General features: G+C 69.4%; 18 protein-coding genes, 1 tRNA gene and 1 pseudogene. 9 read left to right on the forward strand and 11 right to left on the reverse strand.

Going from position 1 to position 20,648, the window contains the following annotated elements:
- Positions 1–12: 12 nt before the first annotated feature.
- Entirely contained in the window at positions 13–1,239 is a 1,227-nt protein-coding gene (locus A5709_RS15660) for a PPE family protein (protein ID WP_068120669.1), read from the reverse strand.
- Positions 1,240–1,249: 10 nt separating this feature from the next.
- Complete coding sequence (locus A5709_RS15665; protein WP_068120671.1) at positions 1,250–1,549, reverse strand: PE family protein; 300 nt, start codon at positions 1,547–1,549, stop codon at positions 1,250–1,252.
- Between the two features lie 364 nt (positions 1,550–1,913).
- On the opposite strand from A5709_RS15665, the gene A5709_RS15670 reads away from it, so the two are divergent.
- The gene (locus A5709_RS15670) at positions 1,914–2,660 is read left to right on the forward strand and encodes an SIMPL domain-containing protein (protein ID WP_067947286.1); all 747 of its coding nucleotides are present in this window, start codon (positions 1,914–1,916) and stop codon (positions 2,658–2,660) included.
- Between the two features lie 21 nt (positions 2,661–2,681).
- On the opposite strand, the gene hpt is transcribed toward A5709_RS15670, so the two are convergent.
- Genes hpt through dacB form a run of 4 tightly spaced genes read right to left on the reverse strand, consistent with a single transcriptional unit; the run spans position 2,682 to position 6,713 of the window.
- Positions 2,682–3,293, reverse strand: coding sequence for a hypoxanthine phosphoribosyltransferase (gene hpt, locus A5709_RS15675; protein WP_066955579.1), 612 nt, complete (start codon positions 3,291–3,293; stop codon positions 2,682–2,684).
- Positions 3,294–3,343: 50 nt separating this feature from the next.
- The gene (gene tilS, locus A5709_RS15680) at positions 3,344–4,306 is read right to left on the reverse strand and encodes a tRNA lysidine(34) synthetase TilS (RefSeq protein ID WP_068120673.1); all 963 of its coding nucleotides are present in this window, start codon (positions 4,304–4,306) and stop codon (positions 3,344–3,346) included.
- Entirely contained in the window at positions 4,285–5,331 is a 1,047-nt protein-coding gene (locus A5709_RS15685) for a zinc-dependent metalloprotease (protein ID WP_067947290.1), read from the reverse strand. Before A5709_RS15685 ends, tilS begins: the two co-directional genes overlap by 22 nt.
- Positions 5,328–6,713, reverse strand: a complete 1,386-nt coding sequence (dacB, locus tag A5709_RS15690; RefSeq protein WP_067947292.1) for a D-alanyl-D-alanine carboxypeptidase/D-alanyl-D-alanine-endopeptidase — start codon at positions 6,711–6,713, stop codon at positions 5,328–5,330. The genes A5709_RS15685 and dacB overlap by 4 nt, the downstream gene beginning before the upstream one ends.
- Positions 6,714–6,826: 113 nt before the next feature.
- Here dacB and A5709_RS15695 point away from each other — a divergent pair, with 113 nt between their 5' ends.
- Positions 6,827–7,315 (forward strand): inorganic diphosphatase, encoded by a 489-nt coding sequence (locus A5709_RS15695; RefSeq protein WP_066955591.1) that lies wholly within the window; start codon positions 6,827–6,829, stop codon positions 7,313–7,315.
- 67 nt (positions 7,316–7,382) lie between these two features.
- The gene (locus tag A5709_RS15700) at positions 7,383–8,075 is read left to right on the forward strand and encodes a hypothetical protein (RefSeq protein ID WP_067947294.1); all 693 of its coding nucleotides are present in this window, start codon (positions 7,383–7,385) and stop codon (positions 8,073–8,075) included.
- Here A5709_RS15700 and A5709_RS15705 read toward each other — a convergent pair.
- Positions 8,072–9,151, reverse strand: a complete 1,080-nt coding sequence (locus A5709_RS15705; protein WP_067947305.1) for a DUF475 domain-containing protein — start codon at positions 9,149–9,151, stop codon at positions 8,072–8,074. The genes A5709_RS15700 and A5709_RS15705 overlap by 4 nt on opposite strands.
- A gap of 92 nt (positions 9,152–9,243) precedes the next feature.
- Here A5709_RS15705 and A5709_RS15710 point away from each other — a divergent pair, with 92 nt between their 5' ends.
- From A5709_RS15710 to A5709_RS15720, 3 genes are read left to right on the forward strand one after another with little or no spacing between them, the layout of a single operon-like run.
- On the forward strand, positions 9,244–10,521 hold the full coding sequence (locus A5709_RS15710) for a hypothetical protein (protein ID WP_068120674.1): 1,278 nt from the start codon (positions 9,244–9,246) through the stop codon (positions 10,519–10,521).
- Between the two features lie 23 nt (positions 10,522–10,544).
- Positions 10,545–11,246 (forward strand): glycosyltransferase family 2 protein, encoded by a 702-nt coding sequence (locus tag A5709_RS15715; protein WP_067947295.1) that lies wholly within the window; start codon positions 10,545–10,547, stop codon positions 11,244–11,246.
- Positions 11,243–11,584 carry a DUF2304 domain-containing protein gene (locus tag A5709_RS15720; protein ID WP_066955604.1) on the forward strand — a complete coding sequence of 114 codons (342 nt, stop codon included), beginning with the start codon at positions 11,243–11,245 and terminating at the stop codon, positions 11,582–11,584. The genes A5709_RS15715 and A5709_RS15720 overlap by 4 nt, the downstream gene beginning before the upstream one ends.
- Here the strand turns inward: A5709_RS15720 and A5709_RS15725 are convergent.
- Entirely contained in the window at positions 11,581–12,525 is a 945-nt protein-coding gene (locus tag A5709_RS15725; protein WP_197520161.1) for an NAD-dependent epimerase/dehydratase family protein, read from the reverse strand. The two genes, A5709_RS15720 and A5709_RS15725, sit on opposite strands and share 4 nt — an antisense overlap.
- On the opposite strand from A5709_RS15725, the gene A5709_RS15730 reads away from it, so the two are divergent.
- Positions 12,491–14,299 carry a hypothetical protein gene (locus tag A5709_RS15730; RefSeq protein WP_197520162.1) on the forward strand — a complete coding sequence of 603 codons (1,809 nt, stop codon included), beginning with the start codon at positions 12,491–12,493 and terminating at the stop codon, positions 14,297–14,299. The genes A5709_RS15725 and A5709_RS15730 overlap by 35 nt on opposite strands.
- A gap of 22 nt (positions 14,300–14,321) precedes the next feature.
- Here A5709_RS15730 and A5709_RS15735 read toward each other — a convergent pair.
- Both A5709_RS15735 and A5709_RS15740 read right to left on the reverse strand, forming a co-directional pair.
- Positions 14,322–14,397, reverse strand: a tRNA-Thr gene (locus A5709_RS15735).
- 54 nt (positions 14,398–14,451) lie between these two features.
- Complete coding sequence (locus tag A5709_RS15740) at positions 14,452–15,660, reverse strand: DNA polymerase III subunit delta' (RefSeq protein WP_067947299.1); 1,209 nt, start codon at positions 15,658–15,660, stop codon at positions 14,452–14,454.
- Positions 15,661–15,730: 70 nt separating this feature from the next.
- Here A5709_RS15740 and A5709_RS15745 point away from each other — a divergent pair, with 70 nt between their 5' ends.
- On the forward strand, positions 15,731–17,443 hold the full coding sequence (locus A5709_RS15745) for an adenylate/guanylate cyclase domain-containing protein (protein WP_369827342.1): 1,713 nt from the start codon (positions 15,731–15,733) through the stop codon (positions 17,441–17,443).
- Between the two features lie 6 nt (positions 17,444–17,449).
- On the opposite strand, the gene topA is transcribed toward A5709_RS15745, so the two are convergent.
- Complete coding sequence (gene topA / locus A5709_RS15750) at positions 17,450–20,248, reverse strand: type I DNA topoisomerase (RefSeq protein WP_067947303.1); 2,799 nt, start codon at positions 20,246–20,248, stop codon at positions 17,450–17,452.
- Between the two features lie 197 nt (positions 20,249–20,445).
- Between topA and A5709_RS28845 the strand changes: the two are divergent.
- Positions 20,446–20,625: pseudogene (locus tag A5709_RS28845) on the forward strand (hypothetical protein); the annotation flags it as partial.
- Positions 20,626–20,648: the final 23 nt, after the last annotated feature.

A 20,648-nucleotide genomic window follows, 5' to 3' on the forward strand; every position in this document is an offset into this window, starting at 1 on the left:
GTGCGGCTCGGATCAGCCTCCCGCGGGGGGTTGGGCAATGACGGTGGGCTTGAAACCGTATCGCGGCGCGACGAAATGGGCTGCCGTATTCCGCCCCGTCCCGCCGACAGGCATCATCGGCACTCCGCCAACCGCGTTCGTGGCCGGTTCCATAGCCGACGCAGCGGTGAGACCGTTGAGCGCCAGGGTGACCGGTGGCGCCGCCGGGGCCGCGCTGGTCCATACCGCCGGCACCGACAAACCACCGATCGATGCGGCCTTGCCGACGGCTCCACCAATGGAGCCCAGGCCTGGACCGGCACCGGAAATGGCCGCGGGCAGAGCCGCTTCCGCGGCTTTGGCGGCGCTGGCGGCCGCCTTTGGCATTACCTGGGAAGCGAGACCTTCGATGTCCCTGAACGTGGTCACGAATAGCCGGGTCGGTGAAACCAATCGGATGAACGCGTCAAAGGGCGTACTCGCGTCCAGGGTTTGCGACCCAGTCAGACCCTCCAACAGGTCACCCAGCGGACCGCCGACGACAAGCCCGTCGCCCTCGGGGTTCAGGCCGATTCCACCGAGGGAGAAAGCCGGATTGGCAGGGGGATTGCCCGTCGCCCCGGCCAGCGACGACAACGTTTGGGGCACGGCGTCGAGCCCCTGCGCGCTGTTGCTCCCGCTGGCGCCGGCCGCTTGGGCGACCGCAGCGGCCTGGCCGGCGACCCCCGCCGGGTTGGTAGCGGGCGCCGCCGGCTCGAACGGCGGCAACGTCGACGCCGCGGCCGACGTGCCGGCGTATCCGTACATCGCGGCAGCGTCTTGTGCCCACATCTCGCCGTATTGCGACTCGGTGGCCGCGATCGCCGCGGTGTTCTGCCCGAGGAAGTTCGTCGCCAGCAACTCCATCAACAGCGCCCGGTTCGCCGCGATCGTCAGCGGGGGCACCGTTTCGCCGAACGCCGCCTCGTAGGCTCCCGCTGCCGCCACGGCCTGGGCGGCGGCATGTTCCACCCGCCCTGCTGTGCCCCGTAGCCACGCCACTTGCGGCAGGGCCGCGGTCAGCATGGACGACGCGGCCGGCCCCTGCCATGGTCCGTCGTTAAGGCCCGCGAGCACGGAGCCGTATGAGGATGCTGCGGAATGCAGCTCGGCGGCCAGCCCGTCCCAGGCCGCCGCGGCGGCGAGCAGCGGTCCCGAGCCGGGGCCCGCATACATCAGCGCGGAGTTGACCTCCGGCGGCAACTGCGCGAAATCCAGCATGTCTCGTCGCCTAACCGACCGCGGCCTTGTTGGCCATCTCCGTGGCGGCATACGAACCGGCGCTGACGCCGAGCGTCGTCGCCAGCTGCTCGCGAACCGCGGCGGCCTCAGCGCTGATCTCCTGGAAGAGCTTCGCGTGCCAGGAGAACTGAGCCGCGGTCAGCATCGACACCGCATCAGCGGCCGCGGGTACCACCCCCGTCGTCGGGATCGCGACGGCCGAGCTCCCCTCCCGCACGGCGGCGTTGATGCTGTGCAGCTCGCCGGCGACCGTCTCCAGTATTTCGGGTTGCGCCATCAGATAAGACATTTTCCCTCCTCTAATTCCCTTCGAGTCAACAGCTTTCAGCCCGGAGCCGGGCGCCTGGCCACGTTAGGTCAGGCGCGTCCGGAGAAGACAGCCTCAGGCTCGCTAATTCATTACCGAGTCGATAACTGTTCACTTTGCTGGCAAGAGATCCTGGAACATTTGGATTAGATATGAAAGATATTGCAAACCAATATGTTTGGACTCATATATGTACTTATATGTGGCCGCCTGGCTGGCCGAAGAGATTTGCCGCTCAGCGCAGTATCGATCGAATATCTTGCACTACAAGCTATTTCGGAACGGATGCCAGCCGGAGCGGCCCGCCCGTAGCATTGGCGGGACCCTAGCGGCTAGGGTGCCAGGCATGCCGGTCGCAAATAAAGCCCCCAGGTTTGCCCGCATGCTGATCGCCTTGGCCGTCGCCGGATCGGCGGCCGCGATGGTGTCGGCCTGCGATTCCCCGCCTTCCACGCCCGCGCCCGGGGTCAATCCCCGTCAGGTCACCGTCGTCGGGTCGGGGGAAGTGCAGGGCGTCCCGGACACCCTGACCGCCGACGTCGGCATCGAGTTCACGGCACCCGACGTGACCGCCGCGATGAACCAGACCAACGACCGCCAGCAAGCGGTGATCAACGCGCTGGTCGGCGCCGGCGTCGACCATAAAGACATCAGCACCACCGAGGTCACGCTGCAGCCGCAGTTCAGCAATCCCGGGCCCAACGCCACACAGACCATCACGGGCTACCGCGCGACCAACGCCATCACGGTCAAGATCCACCCGCCCGACGCCGCGTCGCGGATACTGGCCCTGATCGTCGGCACCGGCGGCGACGCCACCCGCATCAAGTCGGTCAGCTACTCCATCGCCGACGACTCGCAGCTTGTCAAGGATGCCCGCGCGCGGGCGTTCAACGACGCGAAGAACCGCGCCGAGCAGTACGCCCAGCTGTCCGGGCTCCGGCTGGGCAGGGTGCTGTCCATCTCGGAGGCGACGGGACCAACGCCCGGGGGACCACCCGCGCCACCGAAGGCCATGCCGAGCATGGTCCCGCTGGAACCCGGGCAGCAGACGGTGAGCTTTTCGGTGACCGCCGTTTGGGAATTGGACTAGCGCGATGGCGGCGACTAGCGACTACTGCTGGTAGACCCTCGGGTCCAGGGTGCCGATGTACGACAGGTCGCGGTAGCGCTCGTCGTAGTCCAGGCCGTAGCCCACGACGAAGTCGTTCGGGATGTCGAAGCCCACGTACGCGATGTCGACGTTGGCGCCCTTGGCATCGGGCTTGCGCAGCAGCGTGCACACCCGCAGGGAACGCGGATGGCGACTGGTGAGGTTGCGCAGCAGCCACGACAGCGTCAGGCCCGAATCGACCACATCCTCGACGATCAGCACGTCGCGGCCCTGGATGTCGCGGTCCAAGTCCTTGAGGATCCGCACCACACCCGAAGACGACGTGGAGGTCCCGTAGGAGCTGACGGCCATGAACTCGAACTGGGTCGGCACCGGGATCGCCCGGGCCAGATCGGTGACGAAGATCACGGCGCCTTTGAGCACGGTGATCAGCAGCAGATCCTGGCCGGTCTCGGTCATGGCGTCGCGGTATTGCCCGCCGATCTCCTCGCCGAGTTCGGCGATTCGCGCCTGGATCTGCTCGGCGGTAAGCAGCACTGACTTGATGTCCCCCGGGTACAGCTCCACGGGCTGGGCGGGGGTGATCGCCGAGGAGATCTGGGCCACGCCCACAGAGTGCCACGCCAACGGCCGAATAACCAACGGCGACCCCGGTATTGCGCCTATCGAACCGGTTCGCGCCACAGGGTGAGCACCCCGTCGCGCCGCCCCGCGATCAGCCGCTCGTCGCGCAGTGCGGACCCGACCGCCACCCCGCCCTGCCCGCGCCAGGCGGTGACGAGGGCGTCGACGGCGCGGATCTGCTTGTCGGTCAGGCCCGTTGCGCCGCCCGCCAGGAGCCAGCCGCGGATCACCCGGCGCCGAACCGGGACGGGCAGCGCGGCCAGGGCCTGCGTGTGCAACCCCGCGCCCACCTTCGCCTCGGGCAGCGCCTGGGCCGCGAGCGAGTCGATCAGCTCGGTGTCCTCGCGCAACGCCGTCGCCGTGCGCGCCAGGGCCTCGGCCACCCCGCCGCCGAGCACATCCTCGAGCAGCGGCAGCACCTCGAGGCGCAGCCGGGTCCGGGTGAAGCGGGGATCGGCGTTGTGCGGATCCTGCCACGCCGTCAGGCCCAGTTCGCGGCACGCGGCGTGGGTCGTGGCGCGCCGCACACCCAGCAACGGCCGACCCCACGGTGGGTCGTAGGGGCGCATCCCGGCGATCGACCGCACGCCCGACCCGCGGCCCAGCCCCAACAGCACCGTCTCCGCCTGGTCGTCGAGCGTGTGGCCCAACAACACCGGTCCGCCGTGGTACGCGCTCAACACCGCATAGCGGGCGGCACGCGCGGCGGCCTCGGGGCCGCCTTCGTTCCCCACGCGCACGCGAACGACCTGTGCCGCAACACATCCCAAGGTGACGGCTTGGCCCCGGGCGGTTTCGGCGACCGCGGCGGAGTCGTCTTGCAGGCCGTGATCGACGATCACGGCGGTGGTGGGCAGCAGCTGGGCCGCCACCGCCGTGAGCGCGAGGGAATCCGGGCCGCCGGACAGCGCCACGCACCATTGTTCGGCCGTGGCGACATGGGTCTGGATGAACGCCTCGACGGCAGCGCGCAGCTGCCCTACAGCACCCTGTCGATCCATCGCTGGGGTTCCTGGATTTCGGCGGGCAGGGGCAGTGTCTCGGGACCGGACCAGATGGCGTTGAACCGCTCCATGCCGACCCTCCCCACCACATGGTCGACGAACGCCTTGCCCCGCGTGTACTGGTTGAGCTTCTCGTCGAGCCCCAGCAGCGCGCGCAGCAGGCGCTGCAGGGGCGGTTGCTTGCGGTTGCGGCGTTCGTCGAATCGACGGCGGATGGTGGTCACCGACGGCACCACCATGGGCCCCACGGCGTCCATCACGTGGTCGGCGTGACCCTCCAGCAGGGTGCCGAGCACCAGCAGCTGATCGAGGGCCTGCCGCTGCGGCTCCGACTGCATCGCACGCACCAGACCCACGATGCCCGACGAGCTGCCGTCCGGCGCCCCGTTGCCGCGGGTGCGGACGTACTCCGCCAGCCGGCTCGCCACCTGCGCGATGTCGTCACCCGCGTCCCGGGTCAACAGCGCCAGGGCCCGGGACATGTGCTCGGACAGCCACGGGTTCGCGGTGAACTGCACCCGGTGGGTCACCTCGTGCAGGCAGACCCACAACCGGAAGTCGGAGGGATCGACCCGTAACTGCCGCTCTACGGCGATGACGTTCGGATACACCAGCAGCAGGCAGCCCTCTTTCGCGGCCGCGAACGGGTCGTACTGACCGAGGATGCCGGACGACACGAAAGCCAGCACGGCCCCCGTCTGCGCGCCGGTGACGCGGCCCGTCAGAAAGCCACGCGGCTTCTCGGCCCCGTTCATCATCACCCGCATCGACTCGGCCGCCGCGCCGATCCATTCGGGGCGGTCGACGATGCGGGCGGCGGGCACGACACCGTTGGTGACCAGGCCCGTGACCTCACGCACCGGCGGTTCGGCCTTGGCGGCCGAACTGGTGAGCTCGTCGATCACCTGGCGCCGGGTGTACTCACTGGACGGCGGACCGGGCCGGGCCAGCCGCTGACCGACCGTGGCGGCGAAGCGCCAGTCGACGGCGGTACCGAGGGTCAGCTCGGAGGGCGCGCTCATGAGCAACCACACGACCAGAGCCGGCTGGCCAGGGCGTCCATCGCGTTGCGGCCGTTCGGGCCGGCGGCGTTGGAGATGAAGGCGAACGTGAGCACCCGTCCGCTGCGGTCGGTCAGCACCCCGGCCAGGGCGTTGATGGCGGTCAGCGATCCCGTCTTGGCGCGCAACCAGCCGGCCGGCCCCTGATTGGAGGCCGCGTCGGTGAAGCGGTCGGCCAGCGTCCCGCTCCCGGCCGCGATCGGGAGCAGATCCAACAGCGCCCGCAGCGTCGGCTGGTCGGGCCCGGCGGCGGCCTGCAGCACGCCGTCGAGGGTCTTGGCGGTCAGCCGGTCGTCGACGGAAAGCCCGCTGGAATCCATCAGCGTGACGCCCCCGGTGTCGACGTGGGCGGTGCTCAACCGGTTGGTCACCGCGTCGGCCGCACCGGCGAAGCTGCGCGGACGGTTGATCGCGGCCGCCACCTCGCGGGCGATGCACTCGGCCATCACGTTGTCGGAGTGGTCCATCATCTCGGACAGCCGCTGCACCAGGGGCGCCGACTGCACGACCGCCAGCTGCCGTGCCCCCGACGGCGCCGTAGCGATGGTCACGGCACCGGGATCGAGGCCCAGCGCCTTGGCCAGCTCTCGCCCGGCGTCGAGCGCCGGGGTCCGCGACCGCCGGGAGTTGACGGTGCTGGGCTGGATACGCCCGGCGTCGATCATCACCGATTCGATCGGCGCGATGTCGCCGTTGTCGACGTCGGCGGCATCCCAGCCCTGCGCCATCGTCGGTCCGGTGAACGCCGAGGTGTCCACCTGCACCGCGGTCGGCGTCACGCCGCTGCGGCGGATCTGCTCGACCAGGTCACTGAGCCGGGCGGATCCGCGGTACCAGGTGTCCACGCCGGGCGGCGCCGCCGACAGCACCGGGTCGCCCGCACCGACGAGCACCACGGGGCCCTGGGCGTTCTGGCTGCCGGCCACCACCCGCGTGCTGATCCGCGCCTGGTGGTCCAGCGTCAGCAGCGCCGCGGCCGCGGTGAGCACCTTGTTGGTCGACGCCGGCACCAGCGGCATGTCGCCGGCCACCTGCCAGAGCTCTTTCCCGGTCAGGGCGTCGGTGACCCGGGCGCCCAACCTGCCCAGGTTCGGATCGGCCGCTATCGGCGCCAGCGCGGCGGCCACCCCGGCCGGGCTCGGCGTCTCGGCGGTGTCACTGACCGGGATCATCCCCGGCTTGACCGTCGGCGCATGCGGGGGCGGTATCGGGGCGTGCGAGCTGTTGCCGCCGTGCCCCGCCGAAGTGAAAAACGTTGCCGCCGCCACCACGGCGGCGACAAACGCCAGCACGGCCAACCCGACGAACACGTGGGTGGATTTTTGCCAGCGAGTGGGACCCATCGCTCTCCTGACTCTCTGGACCCATTCTGCCGAATCCGACGCAAATGCCTCGACTAGGGTGATCCCCGACGCGAACGGACCACCGCGAAAAGCCCAGATCTAAGGAGCACACAGTGCAATTCGACGTGACCATCGAGATTCCGAAGGGCCAGCGCAACAAGTACGAGGTCGATCACGAGACGGGCCGGGTGCGTCTGGACCGCTACCTCTACACCTCGCTGGCCTACCCCACCGACTACGGCTTCATCGAGGACACACTCGGTGAGGATGGCGACCCGCTGGACGCCATGGTGCTGCTGCCGCAGTCGGTGTTCCCCGGCGTGATAGTCGAGGCGCGCCCCGTGGGCATGTTCCGGATGGTCGACGAGGCCGGGGGCGACGACAAGGTGCTGTGCGTGCCGGCCGGCGACCATCGCTGGGACCACATCCAGGACATCGGCGACGTGCCCGAATTCGAACTGGACGTGATCAAGCACTTCTTCGAGCAGTACAAGGCGCTCGAGCCGGGGAAGTTCGTCAAGACCGCCGACTGGGTCGGCCGCGCCGAAGCCGAAGCCGAGGTCCAGCGTTCGGTCGAGCGGTTCAAGTCCAACGGACACTGATGCCCGCTGACGTGCGGTAACGCTCGTGGCGTAACCGCATGCCGAGGTCCGGTGGCATCCTGGCGATGTGACCCCGGTGTTGCATTTCGCCGCCAATTTCTGGTGGCTGGTTTTTCCGCTGGGCGGTGCGATCGGCGGCGGCCTTCGCGCCATCGCGGCGGCGAACGAGCGTCGGGCCGAGCGCCGGCTGGAACGGTATCGGCTGAAGCAGCAGGCCAAGATCGCGGTGGCTGAGGCATCGGGCCGGGCGCGGACCAACGCGCAAAGCGATCGGCGAGAGATCGCCAAACTCGTTGAGGCGCATGACCGTACCGACATCCGGTGGTTCGACTATGAAGTCGATATCGCGCGATTGCTGGACTTCCCGATGATGACCGATATGCGAGCCCCGCTGACCATCGCGTTCCATCGGGCGAAGCGGCATGCGGATTTGCTGCGGCCCGAACCGCCCGAGAGCCTGGTCGGCAACCGGGACGCTTTGGTGGAATACCGCGACGCCGTCCACGAGTACATCAGCGCCTTTGAGATCGCCGAGGCCGAGGCGATTCGCCGGCGTCGCAGCGACTTCTCGGCGGACGAACAGCAACGGATGGCGCGGGCCCAAAGCTTGCTGCACCTGGCGCAGGACGAGGCGGCCACCCGCGATGAACGACAGAATGCCTACGCGCGGGCGAGCAAGGAACTCGATGGCCTGATCGTGCTGCCGGCCCCCGCGAGGGCCGGCATCGAACGACGCATCGCGGGCCAGATCGAGGCCTAAGCGGCCGCCGCGGCCTTGGCGTTGCGCCGATTGCGCAGCACGCTCCAGCTCAGCGCCGCGCCGATGAACACCACCCCAACCGACGCGGTGATCGGCTCGGGGACCTGGTAGTGCGGGTTGACCGAGAGCAGCATGATCACGGCGAGCACCCCGATCGCCCAGTGCGCGCCGTGCTCCAGGTACACGTAGCGGTCCAGCGCATCCTGCTTCACCAGGAAGATGGTGATGGACCGGACGAACATCGACCCCACCAGTCCGAGGCCCAGCGCGATGACGATCGGGTCCGAGGTGATCGCGAAGGCGCCGGTTACCCCGTCGAACGAGAAGGCGGCGTCGAGGACCTCGAGATACAAGAACAACGTGAAGCCGGCCTTGCCGACCGCCGTGCCGGCCGACACCGCCTCGAGGTCCGGCGGGCGGAACGCCCGGCTGAGACCGTTGACCACTAAATAGGTCACCAGGCCCAGCAGTCCCGCGGTGAGCACCGTCTGGCCCTCGTCGCTGGAGTGCGTCAATCGCGTCCCGACGAGCACCAGCGCCACGACGGCCACCGCCACCGATACCTGCCCAAGCCGCCCGATGCGGGCGAACGGAGCCTCAATCCACTTGAGCCATTTGATGTCTCGGTCGTAAACGATGAAGTCCAAGAACAGCATCAGCAGGAACGTCCCGCCGAACGCCGCGATCTGTGGGTGCGCGGCGGCGATCAGCTTTTCGTAGCTGGGCGAGCCGTCGGGGAATTCCAGCGCCCCGTGCTGCGGGGGGTGTAGGGCCAACTCCATCGCCCGGACCGGATCGAGGCCCGCGGTCGCCCAAACGATCAGCAACGGGAAGACCAGCCGCATCCCGAACACGGCGATGAGAATCCCGACGGTCAGGAACATCCGCCGCCAGAAGGGGCTCATCTGCTTCAGGATCGCGGCGTTGATGATCGCGTTGTCGAACGACAGCGACACCTCGAGGGTGGCCAGCACCAGCAGTAAGAAGAGGTCCTTCAGGCCGCCGTGGGCATAACCCGCCATGAGGGCCGCCACGGTGACCAACAGCGAGATCCCGAAGATGCGCAACGCGGCCAAGGTGTCCTTTCCGACAGCCGCCCACGATAGCGAAGCCCGGTCGCCGCCGCCGACCAGCATCCACGGCCACTTACTATTTTCAAATTGTGGCCATGCCCGAAGTCGGCGGTACCCAAGCCTCCACCGGCGCGGGTCCGATCACGCGCGGCAGCGTGGCCCGGGTCGGCGCCGCGACGGCGCTGACCGCCCTGTGCGGTTACGCCGTGATCTACCTGGCCGCCCGTGACCTGGCGCCGGGCGGCTTTTCGGTCTTCGGGGTGTTCTGGGGGGCATTCGGATTGGTCACCGGCGCCGCGAACGGGTTGCTTCAAGAGACGACCCGGGAGGTCCGCTCGAGCCGCCACCTGCCGGCGGCCTTGCCGGGCGGGGACGAACCGCGGACCCATCCGCTGCGAGTCGCGGCACTGGTCGGCGTGGGCGCGGCCGTGGTGATCGCCGGCAGCGCGCCGCTGTGGAGCGGGCGGGTGTTCGTCGAGCAGCGCTGGCTGTCGGTGGCGCTGCTCAGCGTCGGCCTGGCCGGGTTCTGCGTGCACGCCACCCTGCTGGGCATGCTGGCCGGCACCGATCGGTGGACCGGATACGGGGCGCTGATGGTGACCGACGCCGTCATCCGGGTGACCGTCGCCGCGGCCACCGTCGTGCTCGGCTGGCGCCTGGTCGGCTTCCTGTGGGCCACCGTCGCGGGCGCGGTCGCCTGGCTGATCATGCTGGTGGCATCACCTTCGGCGCGGGCCGCCGCCCGGATGCTGACGCCCGGTGGCGCCCGGACCTTCCTGCGCGGGACCGCCCATTCGATCACCGCCGCGGGCGCGAGCGCGATTCTGGTGATGGGTTTTCCGGTGTTGCTGAAGCTGACCAGCGACGAGCTCGGGGCCGAGGGCGGGGTGATCATCCTCGCCGTGACGTTGACGCGGGCGCCGCTGCTGGTGCCGCTGACAGCCATGCAGGGGAATCTGATCGCGCATTTCGTCGACGCGCGCAGCGACCGGGTTCGTGCCCTGATCGCGCCCGCGGGGATCATCGGCGGTATCGGCGCGGTCGGCGTGATCGCCGCCGGGGTGGTGGGCCCGTGGCTGCTGCGGGTCGCCTTCGGGCCGCAGTACCAGGCCAGCGGCGCGTTGCTGGCCTGGTTGACCGCGGCGGCGGTGGCGATCGCCATGCTGACGCTCACCGGGGCCGGCGCGGTAGCGGCGGCGCTGCACCGGGCGTACTCGCTGGGCTGGGTCGGCGCGACGGTCGCCTCGGGATTGCTGCTGCTGCTGCCGCTGCCGTTGCAGACCCGGACCGTGGTCGGCTTATTGTGCGGCCCGCTGGTGGGAATCGGCGTTCATCTGGTGGCGCTCTCGCGCGCCGAGCGCTTGGCCGCCTGATCCTGGCTAACCTTGTGGGCTAGATGGTTACTGACTCCAAATACTCGGGCGCCTGGATCGTCATCCCCGCCTTTAACGAAGCCACCGTCATCGGCGACGTGGTCGCCGATGTGCGCTCGATCTTCGACAACGTCGTCTGCGTAGACGACGGCAGCACCGACGGCACCGGCGAGATCGCCAGGCGGGCCGGCGCTCATCTGGTGCGGCATCCGATCAATCTGGGCCAGGGCGCGGCCATCCAGACCGGCGTCGAGTACGCCCGCAAACAGCCTGGGGCGCAGGTGTTCGCCACGTTCGACGGCGACGGGCAGCATCGGGTCAAGGACCTGGCCGCGATGGTGGACCGGCTCTGCGCGGAGGACGTCGACGTGGTCATCGGGACGCGGTTCGCCGCCCCCGGCGGCACCCGGCCGCCGTTCGTGAAGCGGCTGGTGCTGCAGACCGCCGCGCGCCTGAGCCGTCGTGGCCGCCGACTTGGCTTGACCGACACCAACAATGGGCTGCGGGTCTTCAACAAGAAGGTCGCCGACGGGCTGGACATCACCATGAGCGGCATGAGCCACGCCAACGAGTTCATCATGCTGATCGCCGAAAACCATTGGCGCGTGGTCGAACAACCGGTCGAGGTGCTCTACACCGATTACTCCAAGTCGAAGGGGCAGCCGCTTCTCAACGGCGTCAACATCATCTTCGACGGGTTCCTGCGAGGGAGGATTCCCAGATGAACTGGATCCAGGTGCTGCTGATCGGATCGATCATCGCGCTGCTGGTCTATCTGCTGCGGTCGCGCCGGAACGCGCGGTCGCGGGCCTGGGTCAAGGTCGGCTACATCGTCTTCGTGCTGGCCGGTGTCTATGCCGTGCTGCGGCCCGACGACACCACGGTCGTGGCGCAGTGGTTCGGGGTGCGCCGCGGCACCGACCTGATGCTCTACGCGCTCGTCATGGCCTTCTGCTTCACCACGCTCAGCACGTACATGCGGTTCAAGGACCTGGAACTGCGCTATGCCCGGCTCGCCCGCGCCCTGGCGCTCGAGGGCGCGCAGGCGCCCGAACACAGCTAGACCGTCTGGGCGCTGCGGAAGTACTCGACCGTGCGGCGCACGCCGTCGTCGAGCCGGACCCGCGGACGCCACCCCAAAACCCGTTCGGCCAAACCGATGTCGAGGCACGACCGCCTCAGATCGCCCAGCCGGTCCGGATGAAACTCCGGGTCGTCGGGCCCCCCGACCGCCGCGGCCACCGCCGAATGCAGTTGCCGGTCAGACGTTTCCACTCCGGTGCCGATGTTGAACCGCTGTCCCCCGCCCGCCTCCCCGGCGGCCTTGACGAAGGCGTCCACCACGTCGTCGACGAACACGTAGTCGCGGGTCTTGCTCCCGTCGCCGAACACCTTGGTGGGTTTACCCGACAGCAGCGCCTGGGCGAAGATCGCCACGACACCGGCTTCGCCGTGCGGGTCCTGCCGCGGTCCGTAGACGTTGGCCGGGGCGATGTGCGAGCAGTCCAGGTCGTAAAGGTGCCGGAAGGTGTTCAGGTAGATCTCGCCGGCCACCTTTCCGGCCGCGTACGGCGAGGCCGGGTCGGTCGGCACGGTCTCGGGGGTCGGATACACGGGCGGGGTGCCGTAAATGGATCCGCCCGACGAGGTATGCACGACCTTGCGCACCCCCGTCCGCCGCGCCGCCTCGGCGAGGCGCACCGTGCCGATCACGTTGACCGAGGCGTCGAACTCCGGGTCGGTGACCGAGTGCCGCACGTCGATCTGGGCCGCGAGGTGGAAGACCACCTCGGGCCGGTGTTCGTCGAGGATGGCCTGCAGGTCGGCGGTGACGATGTCCGCCTCGACGAAGACGTGCGCGGGGTTGTCGGCCAGGTGCTCGATGTTGGTCGCGCGGCCGGTGGCGAAGTTGTCCAGTCCCACCACGGTGTGGCCGTCGGCCAGTAGACGGTCGACTAGCGTCGACCCGATGAATCCGGCTGCCCCGGTAACCAGTGCGCGCACCGGCCCACCATACATAGTGGCCGTGGCCGTCGCGCTGATCGCCGTTGCGCTGGCGATACGCGCGGTCCTCGCGTTCGGCGGCTACTTCTACTGGGACGACCTGATCCTCATCGGGAAGGCAGGCACCCACAACCTGCTGTCGCCGGCGTACCTGTTCGACGACCACGACGGCCACGTAATGCCGGGCGCTTTCCTGCTCGGCGGCGCCATCATCCGGCTGGCCCCGCTGGACTGGACCGGACCCGCGATCAGCCTGCTAATGCTGCAGCTGCTGGCCTCACTTGCGCTGCTGCGCGCCCTGTATGTCATCCTCGGCCAGCGGCCGGTGCTGCTGGTCCCGCTGACCTTCGCGCTGTTCACCCCGCTGGCGGTGCCGGGGTTCGCGTGGTGGGCGGCGGCGCTCAACTCACTGCCGATGCTGGCGGCTCTGGCGTGGGTGTGCGCCGACGCCGTCCTGCTGGTGCGGACGGGCAACCAGCGCTACGCGGTAACCGGGACGCTGGCCTACTTCGGTGGGCTGCTGTTCTTCGAGAAGGCGGCGGTCATCCCGTTCGTCGCGTTCGCGGTGGTATCGCTGCTGCGCCACGTCGGCGGCGACCGGGCGGCGCTGCTGACGGTGTGGCGGGCCGGGCTGCGGCTATGGGTCGCGACGCTGGCGCTCACCGCGGGCTGGATCGCGCTCTACCTGGCCGTGGTCAACCAGGGGCGGTGGAGCTCCGACCTTGCGATGACAGCGGACCTGCTGGGGCGATCGATCACGCACGGCATCGTTCCCGGGCTGGCCGGCGGGCCGTGGCACTGGGACCGGTGGGCGCCGGCCTCGCCGTGGGCCACGCCCCCGCCGCTGGTGATGGCGCTCGGCTGGCTGGTGCTGGGCGGCGCCGTCGCGGTCTCACTCGTGCGCAAGCAGCGCATCGGGCCGGTGTGGCTGACCGCGGCCGGCTACGCCGTCGCCTGCCAGGTGCCGATCTACCTGATGCGGTCGTCGAAGCTGACCGCGCTGGAACTCGCCCAAACCCTGCGCTATTTCCCGGATCTCGTCTTCGTGTTGGCGCTGCTGGCCGCCGTGGCGTTCTGCGCGCCGAACCGGCCCGCCGCGCCGCGCTGGCTGGACGCCTCGCCCAGACGTACCGCGGTGACGCTGGTCTTGGCGGCGTTGTTCGTGGCCAGCAGCCTGTATTCGACGGCGACGTTTCTGACCAGCTGGCGCGACAACCCGGCCCAGCGCTACCTACAGAACGCCCGGGCGGATCTCGCCGCCGCGCACGCGGCCTCCACGGCGCCGCTGCTGGACCAGGAGGTCGATCCGTTGGTGCTGCAGCGGGTGGCGGCGCCGGAGAACCTCGCCAGCCACCTGTTCGCCCTGCTGCACGACCGGCCCGAATTCGCCTCGGCCACAACGCAATTGCGGATGCTGGACAGCTCGGGCCGACTGGTCAGGGCGCGGGTGACCTGGGTGCGGACCATCGTGCCAGGACCCATGCCGCACTGCGGTTACTTCGCGCAGCCGGACAAGCCGGCGCGCCTGGTCCTGGACGGCCCGCTGCTGCCCGCCGACTGGAGCGTCGAGCTCAATTACCTGGCCAACAGCGAGGGAACGATGACCCTGGCGATGACGCAGGGACCCGACGTCAAGGTCCCCGTGCATCCCGGACTCAACCGGGTGTTCGCCCGGCTGCCCGGCGCCGGCGACGCGATCACCGTGCGCGCCAACACCACCGCGCTGGCGTTATGCCTCGCTTCTGGTCCGGTGGGGTTCCTGGCGCCGGCCTAGCCGCGCGCCCGGTGAAGAATCGTGGAGCCGCCTGGGGGAATCGAACCCCCGACCTATTCATTACGAGTGAATCGCTCTACCGACTGAGCTAAGGCGGCACACCCTCTCGCCGGGCGGCACGAGTCTACGGCAGGCGGGCGGGCGCGACGAAATCAATCGCGCAGTTCCTGGCCAAAGGTGGCCACCATGGCATCGACGGCGAACTTGGGCTTGACGTTGATGGCCAACGCCTCGCGGCACTCCAGCACCGCCTCGATGCAGCGCAGCAACCGCTGCGGCGGGGCGTGGGCGGCCAGCGCCGCCACCCGCTCGGCCATGTCCGGATGATTGGGCCGCACCGAACCCGCGCCCGCCGAGACCATGAGCGCGTCCCGGAAATAGTTCGCCAAGTCGATCAGCGCCCGATCCAGCGCGTCGCGCGAGGCCCGGGTCTGACGCGATTTCTGCCGCCGTTCGAGGTCTTTCATCGCGCCCGTGGCGCCCCGCATCGCCCCGGCGGTGCCCTTGCCCGTGCCGCCGGCGCCGAGCGCGGTCCGCAGCTCCTCGGTCTCGGCCTCGGCGCGATCCGCCGTGAGCACGACGGCCTCGGCTTCGGCGGCGGCCACCAGCTCCTCGGCGGCGGCGTAGGCCCGCGACGGCGTCGCGGCGTCGCGCACCAACGCCAGCGCCCGCTCGCGGCGTTCCCGGGCCTCGGAATCGGTGGCCAGTCGCCGCGCCCGGCCCACGTGGCCGCCGCTGACCGACGCCGCCCAGTTCGCGGTGTCCGGGGTCAGGCCGTCGCTGTCGATCAGCACGCGCGCGATCGCCTCGGTCGGCGGGGTGACCAGCGCGACGTGCCGGCAGCGGGAACGCAGCGTGATGGCGATGTCCTCGGGGTCCACCGACGGCGCGCACAGCAGGAACACGGTCGAGGGCGGCGGCTCCTCGACGACCTTGAGCAGCGCGTTGGCGGCACCCTCGGTGAGCCGGTCGGCGTCCTCGATCACCACGATCTGCCGGTGCCCGGTGGCCGGACGCCGCGACGCGATCTGCACGATGGCGCGCATCTCGTCCACCCCGATGGACAGCCCTTCGGGGATCACCCGGCGCACGTCGGAGTGGGTGCCGGCCATGGTCGTCGTGCACGCCCGGCATTGGCCGCACCCCGGTTCCCCATCGGAGGTGCACTGCAGCGCGGCGGCGAAGCACAGCGCCGCGACCGAGCGCCCCGACCCGGGAGGGCCCGTGATCAGCCATGCATGTGTCATAGTCCCGGCGCCCGCATCGCTGTGAACCAGATCACCGCGGGCCGCCCTGGCGGCGGCGAGCAGCTCGGCCGTCACCACGTCCTGGCCTACCAGCCGCGTAAACACCCCGGACATCACCGGTAACAGTAGCCACCACCGCCGACAGATACCGATCAGCCACCGTATTGGGACAATCCCGTTACATTTGGGCTCTTTTCGGACCGGATGGGGGCCCGCCGAGATCGTTGTAAGTTTCCGACAAGTCCCTGCTGACCGATACGGTGGGTTCGTGGCAACAGCGGCAGCACTGCCCGGGCGGATCAGCGCATTCGTCCGGTGGGTGGTGCGTACCCCGTGGCCGTTGTTCTCGCTGAGCATGCTGCAGGCCGACATCATCGGCGCCCTCTTCGTGCTGGGCTTCCTGCGCTACGCGCTGCCGCCCGAGGATCGCATCCAGTTGCAGGATCTGCCGGTCCTGAATCTGGCGGTCTTCGCGATCGCGCTGGTGGTGTTGTTCCTGGCCGGCTGGATGGTCAACCTGAAGCTGCTGATGCCGGTCTTCCGCTGGCAGCGCCGCGACAACCTGCTCGCCGAGGCCGACCCCGCCGCCACCGAGCTGGCGCGTAGCCGCGCCCTGCGGATGCCCTTCTATCGCACGCTCATCAGCATGGCGGCCTGGTGCATCGGCGGCGTGGTGTTCATCATCGCCAGCTGGTCGGTGGCCCGGTTCGCCGCGCCCGTCGTCGCCGTGGCCACCGGGCTCGGCGCCGCCGCGACCGCGATCATCGGCTACCTGCAGTCCGAGCGGGTGCTGCGGCCGGTGGCCGTGGCCGCCCTGCGCAGCGGCGTCCCCGAGAACGTCCAGGCGCCCGGCGTCATCCTGCGGCAGATCCTCACATGGATGCTGTCCACCGCCGTCCCGGTGCTGGCCATTGTGCTGGCGGTGATGGCGGACAAGGCGTCCCTGCTGCACGCCACGCCCGAGAAGCTGTTCACCCCCATCCTGTTGCTGGCGCTGGCCGCGTTGGGCATCGGCTTCGTCAGCACCCTGCTGGTCGCCATGTCGATCGCCGACCCGCTGCGCCAGCTGCGCTGGGCGCTGTCGGAGGTGCAGCGCGGAAACTACAACGCGCACATGCAGATCTACGACGCCAGTGAGCTGGGCCTGCTGCAGGCCGGCTTCAACGACATGGTGCGTGACCTGTCCGAGCGGCAGCGGCTGCGCGACCTGTTCGGCCGCTACGTCGGTGAAGACGTCGCCCGCCGCGCCCTGGAGCGCGGCACCGAGCTCGGCGGTCAGGAGCGCCACGTCGCGGTGCTGTTCGTCGACCTGGTCGGCTCGACCAAGCTCGCCGCGACCCGCCCGCCCGCCGAGGTGGTCCACCTGCTCAACGAGTTCTTCCGCGTAGTGGTTGAAACCGTGGGCCGGCACGGCGGTTTCGTCAACAAGTTCCAGGGCGACGCCGCCCTGGCCATCTTCGGCGCGCCGATCGAACACCCCGACGCGTCGGGCGGAGCGCTCGCCGCGGCGCGCGAGTTGCACGACGAGCTGCTCCCGGTGATCGGGGCGGCGGAGTTCGGGATCGGTGTCTCGGCGGGCAGGGCGATCGCCGGGCACATCGGCGCGCAGGCCCGCTTCGAGTACACCGTGATCGGCGACCCGGTGAATGAGGCCGCCCGGCTGACCGAGCTGGCCAAACTCGAGTCCGGCCACGTGCTGGCGTCGGCGATCGCCGTCAGCGGCGCGCTGGATGCGGAGGCGTTGTGCTGGGACGTGGGCGAGGTCGTCGAGCTGCGGGGCCGCACCGCCCCCACTCAGCTGGCCCGGCCGGTCAAGCTGGCCGGAACCACGGACTCCCAGCCAGTGCGACCCGTCCGCGAGGACGTGCACAGCGAGTCGATCGGCCCGGGCTACTAGACCGGGCTAGCTGCTGCGCTTGGCGGCCTTCTTGGCCGGGGCCTTCTTGCGGGCGGCCTTCTTCGCGGGTCGCTTGACCGGACCCCGCGCCCGCCGGTCGGCCAGCAGTTCGGCGGCGCGTTCGTCGGTGATCGACAGGACGTCGTCGCCCTTGCGCAGGCTCGCGTTCGTCTCGCCGTCGGTGACGTAGGGACCGAATCGGCCGTCCTTGATCACCATCGGCTTGCCGGTCGCCGGGTCGGCGCCCAGCTCCCGCAACGGCGGCGCGGCCGCGGCCTGCCTGCCGCGGCGTTTGGGCTCGGCGTAGATCTTCAGCGCCTCGTCGAGCGTGATCTCGAAGATCTGGTCCTCGGTGGCCAGTGAACGAGAGTCGGTGCCGCGCTTGAGATATGGGCCGTAGCGGCCGTTCTGCGCGGTGATCTCCTCACCGGTCTGCGGGTCCACGCCCACCACCCGGGGCAGCGACAGCAGCTTCAGCGCGTCCTCGAGGGTGACGGTCTGCAGGTCCATGCTGCGCAGCAGCGAGCCGGTGCGCGGCTTGGGCCCGGTGGGCTTCTTCCCCTTCTTGGCGGGGGCGCCGCCTTCGTCGTCTTCCGGTGGCGGCGGCAGGATCTCGGTGACGTAGGGGCCGTACCGGCCGTCCTTGGCGACGATCTCGTGACCCGTCTCCGGGTCGACGCCCAACGTGCGTCCCTCCTGCGGTGTGGCGAACAGCTGCTCGGCCACCTCCAGCGTCAGCTCGTCCGGCGTCAGCGAGTCGTTGAGGTTGGCGCGCTGCGGCCCGAGCTCACCCTCGTCGTTGGTCACCATGCGTTCCAGATAAGGCCCGTTCTTGCCCACCCGGACGTACACGGGGCGACCCTGCTCGTCGTCGAATAACTTGATGGAGTTGACTTCTCGGGCGTCGATGCCTTCCAGGTTGACGCCGACGAGCTTCTTCAGGCCGCCGGAACGCGCGACCGAATCGGCCACCCCGTGGTCGCCCCCGAAGTAGAAGCGGTTGAGCCAGTCGGTGCGCCGCTCCTGCCCCGAGGCGATCGCGTCGAGCTCGTCTTCCATCGCGGCGGTGAACCCGTAATCGACCAGCCGGCCGAAATGCCGCTCCAGCAAACCGATTACGGCGAACGCCACCCACGAGGGCACCAGCGCGCTGCCCTTCTTGTGCACATAGCCGCGGTCCTGGATGGTCTTGATGATCGACGAGTACGTCGACGGGCGGCCGATGCCCAGCTCCTCGAGCGCCTTCACCAGCGACGCCTCGGTATAGCGCGCCGGCGGGTTGGTGGCGTGCCCGTCGGGCGTCAGCTCGATGGCGTCCAGCCGCTGGCCCTGCGTCAACTGCGGGAGCCGGCTCTCGGCGTCGTCGGCCTCGCCGCCGGCCAATTCGTCGACGGTCTCCACGTAGGCCTTCAAGAAGCCGGCGAACGTGATGGTCCGCCCGCTCGCGGAGAACACCACTTGCCTTTCTCCGGATTGCCCGTTGATCCGCAGGCTCAGCGTCGTGCCGCGCGCGTCGGCCATCTGCGAGGCCACGGTGCGCTGCCAGATCAGCTCGTAGAGCCGGAATTCGTCGCCGTCGAGCTCGCGGCGCACCGCGTCCGGCGTGGCGAAGGTCTCGCCGGCGGGCCGGATGGCCTCGTGCGCCTCCTGCGCGTTCTTCACCTTGCGGGTGTACTGGCGCGGCGACGGCGAGACGTACTCCTCGCCGTAGAGCTGACGCGCCTGCGTGCGCGCGGCGTTGATGGCCGACTGCGACAGCGTCGTCGAGTCGGTACGCATATAGGTGATGTAGCCGTTCTCGTAGAGCCGCTGGGCGATGCTCATGGTGCGCTCCGAGGAGAACCGCAGCTTGCGGCCGGCCTCCTGCTGCAGAGTCGACGTCATGAACGGCGCATAGGGCCGGCGGGTGTAGGGCTTCTCCTCCACCGAGGCGACCGACAGCTGGGCGCCCTGCAGCCCGCTGGCCAGCTCGGTCGCCCGCGCCTCGTCCAGCACGGTGACCTCGTCGGCCTTGCGCAGCTGGCCCAGCGAGTCGAAATCGCGGCCGGTGGCAACGCGCAGGCCGTCGACGCTGGTCAGCCGGGCGGTGAAGGTCGGTGGTGCGGCCTGCGGGTCGGACACGCTGGCGTCCAGACGGGCCAGGATGTCCCAGTAGGAGGCGCTGCGGAACGCCATCCGGTCGCGTTCCCGCTGCACGATGATGCGCGTGGCCACCGACTGCACCCGCCCCGCCGACAGCTTGGGTGCGACCTTCTTCCACAGCACCGGGCTGACCTCGTAGCCGTACAGCCGGTCCAGGATGCGGCGGGTTTCCTGCGCGTCGACCAGGTCGATGTCCAGGTCACGGGGGTTCTCGGCGGCCTCCAGGATGGCCGGCTCGGTGATCTCGTGGAACACCATCCGCTTGACCGGGATGTTCGGCTTCAGGGTTTCCAGCAGGTGCCAGGCGATGGCTTCGCCCTCGCGGTCACCATCCGTGGCCAGGTAAAGCTCGTCGACGCCCTTCAGCAGGCCCTTCAGCTCGCTGACGGTGCTCTTCTTCTCGGGGCTGATGATGTAGAGCGGCTCGAAGTCGTGGTCCACGTTGACACCAAGGCGGGCCCACGGCTCCGACTTGTATTTCGCCGGCACGTCGGCCGCGGCGCGGGGCAGGTCGCGGATGTGCCCGCGCGAGGATTCGACGATGTAGTTGGAGCCCAGGTAACCGGCCAATTTGCGCGCTTTGGTCGGCGACTCGACGATGACGAGTCGCCTACGGCTCCCAGCCCGGCCGCTCTCGCGGTCCTTGAGATTCGGGTCGGCCAACTACGCTTACGCTCCATCCTTGATCGCGGCCCCCCTGCGAGGCCACCCCGCAGAAGAATGACAGGCCGGCGTCAAAAATTCCGCGGAAATTCAGATACGCCAGCGTTCCTTCGCCCTCGGGCACCTGACAATTTCGCACCCTGAGGCGCGACTGCGCAAACCGGCCGCCGGAATCGCAAATCTTTTTCCGCGGTTATACCCGCGGCCACACCGCTGATGCGTCGACGCCGTCGGGGGCGTCGCCCACATTGATCGGCACCCGCGGCGGCCGGCCGGCGCTGCGGATCAGCGGCCGTCGCCGGCTATCGCGCCTGGTAGAGAACGTGGGCGACGCCCCCGACGGCGTCGACGCATCAGCGGTGTGGCCGCGGGTATAACCGCGGAAAAAGATTTGCGATTC

It is taken from the genome of Mycobacterium sp. E1386, assembly GCF_001672745.1.
GTDB lineage: Bacteria > Actinomycetota > Actinomycetes > Mycobacteriales > Mycobacteriaceae > Mycobacterium.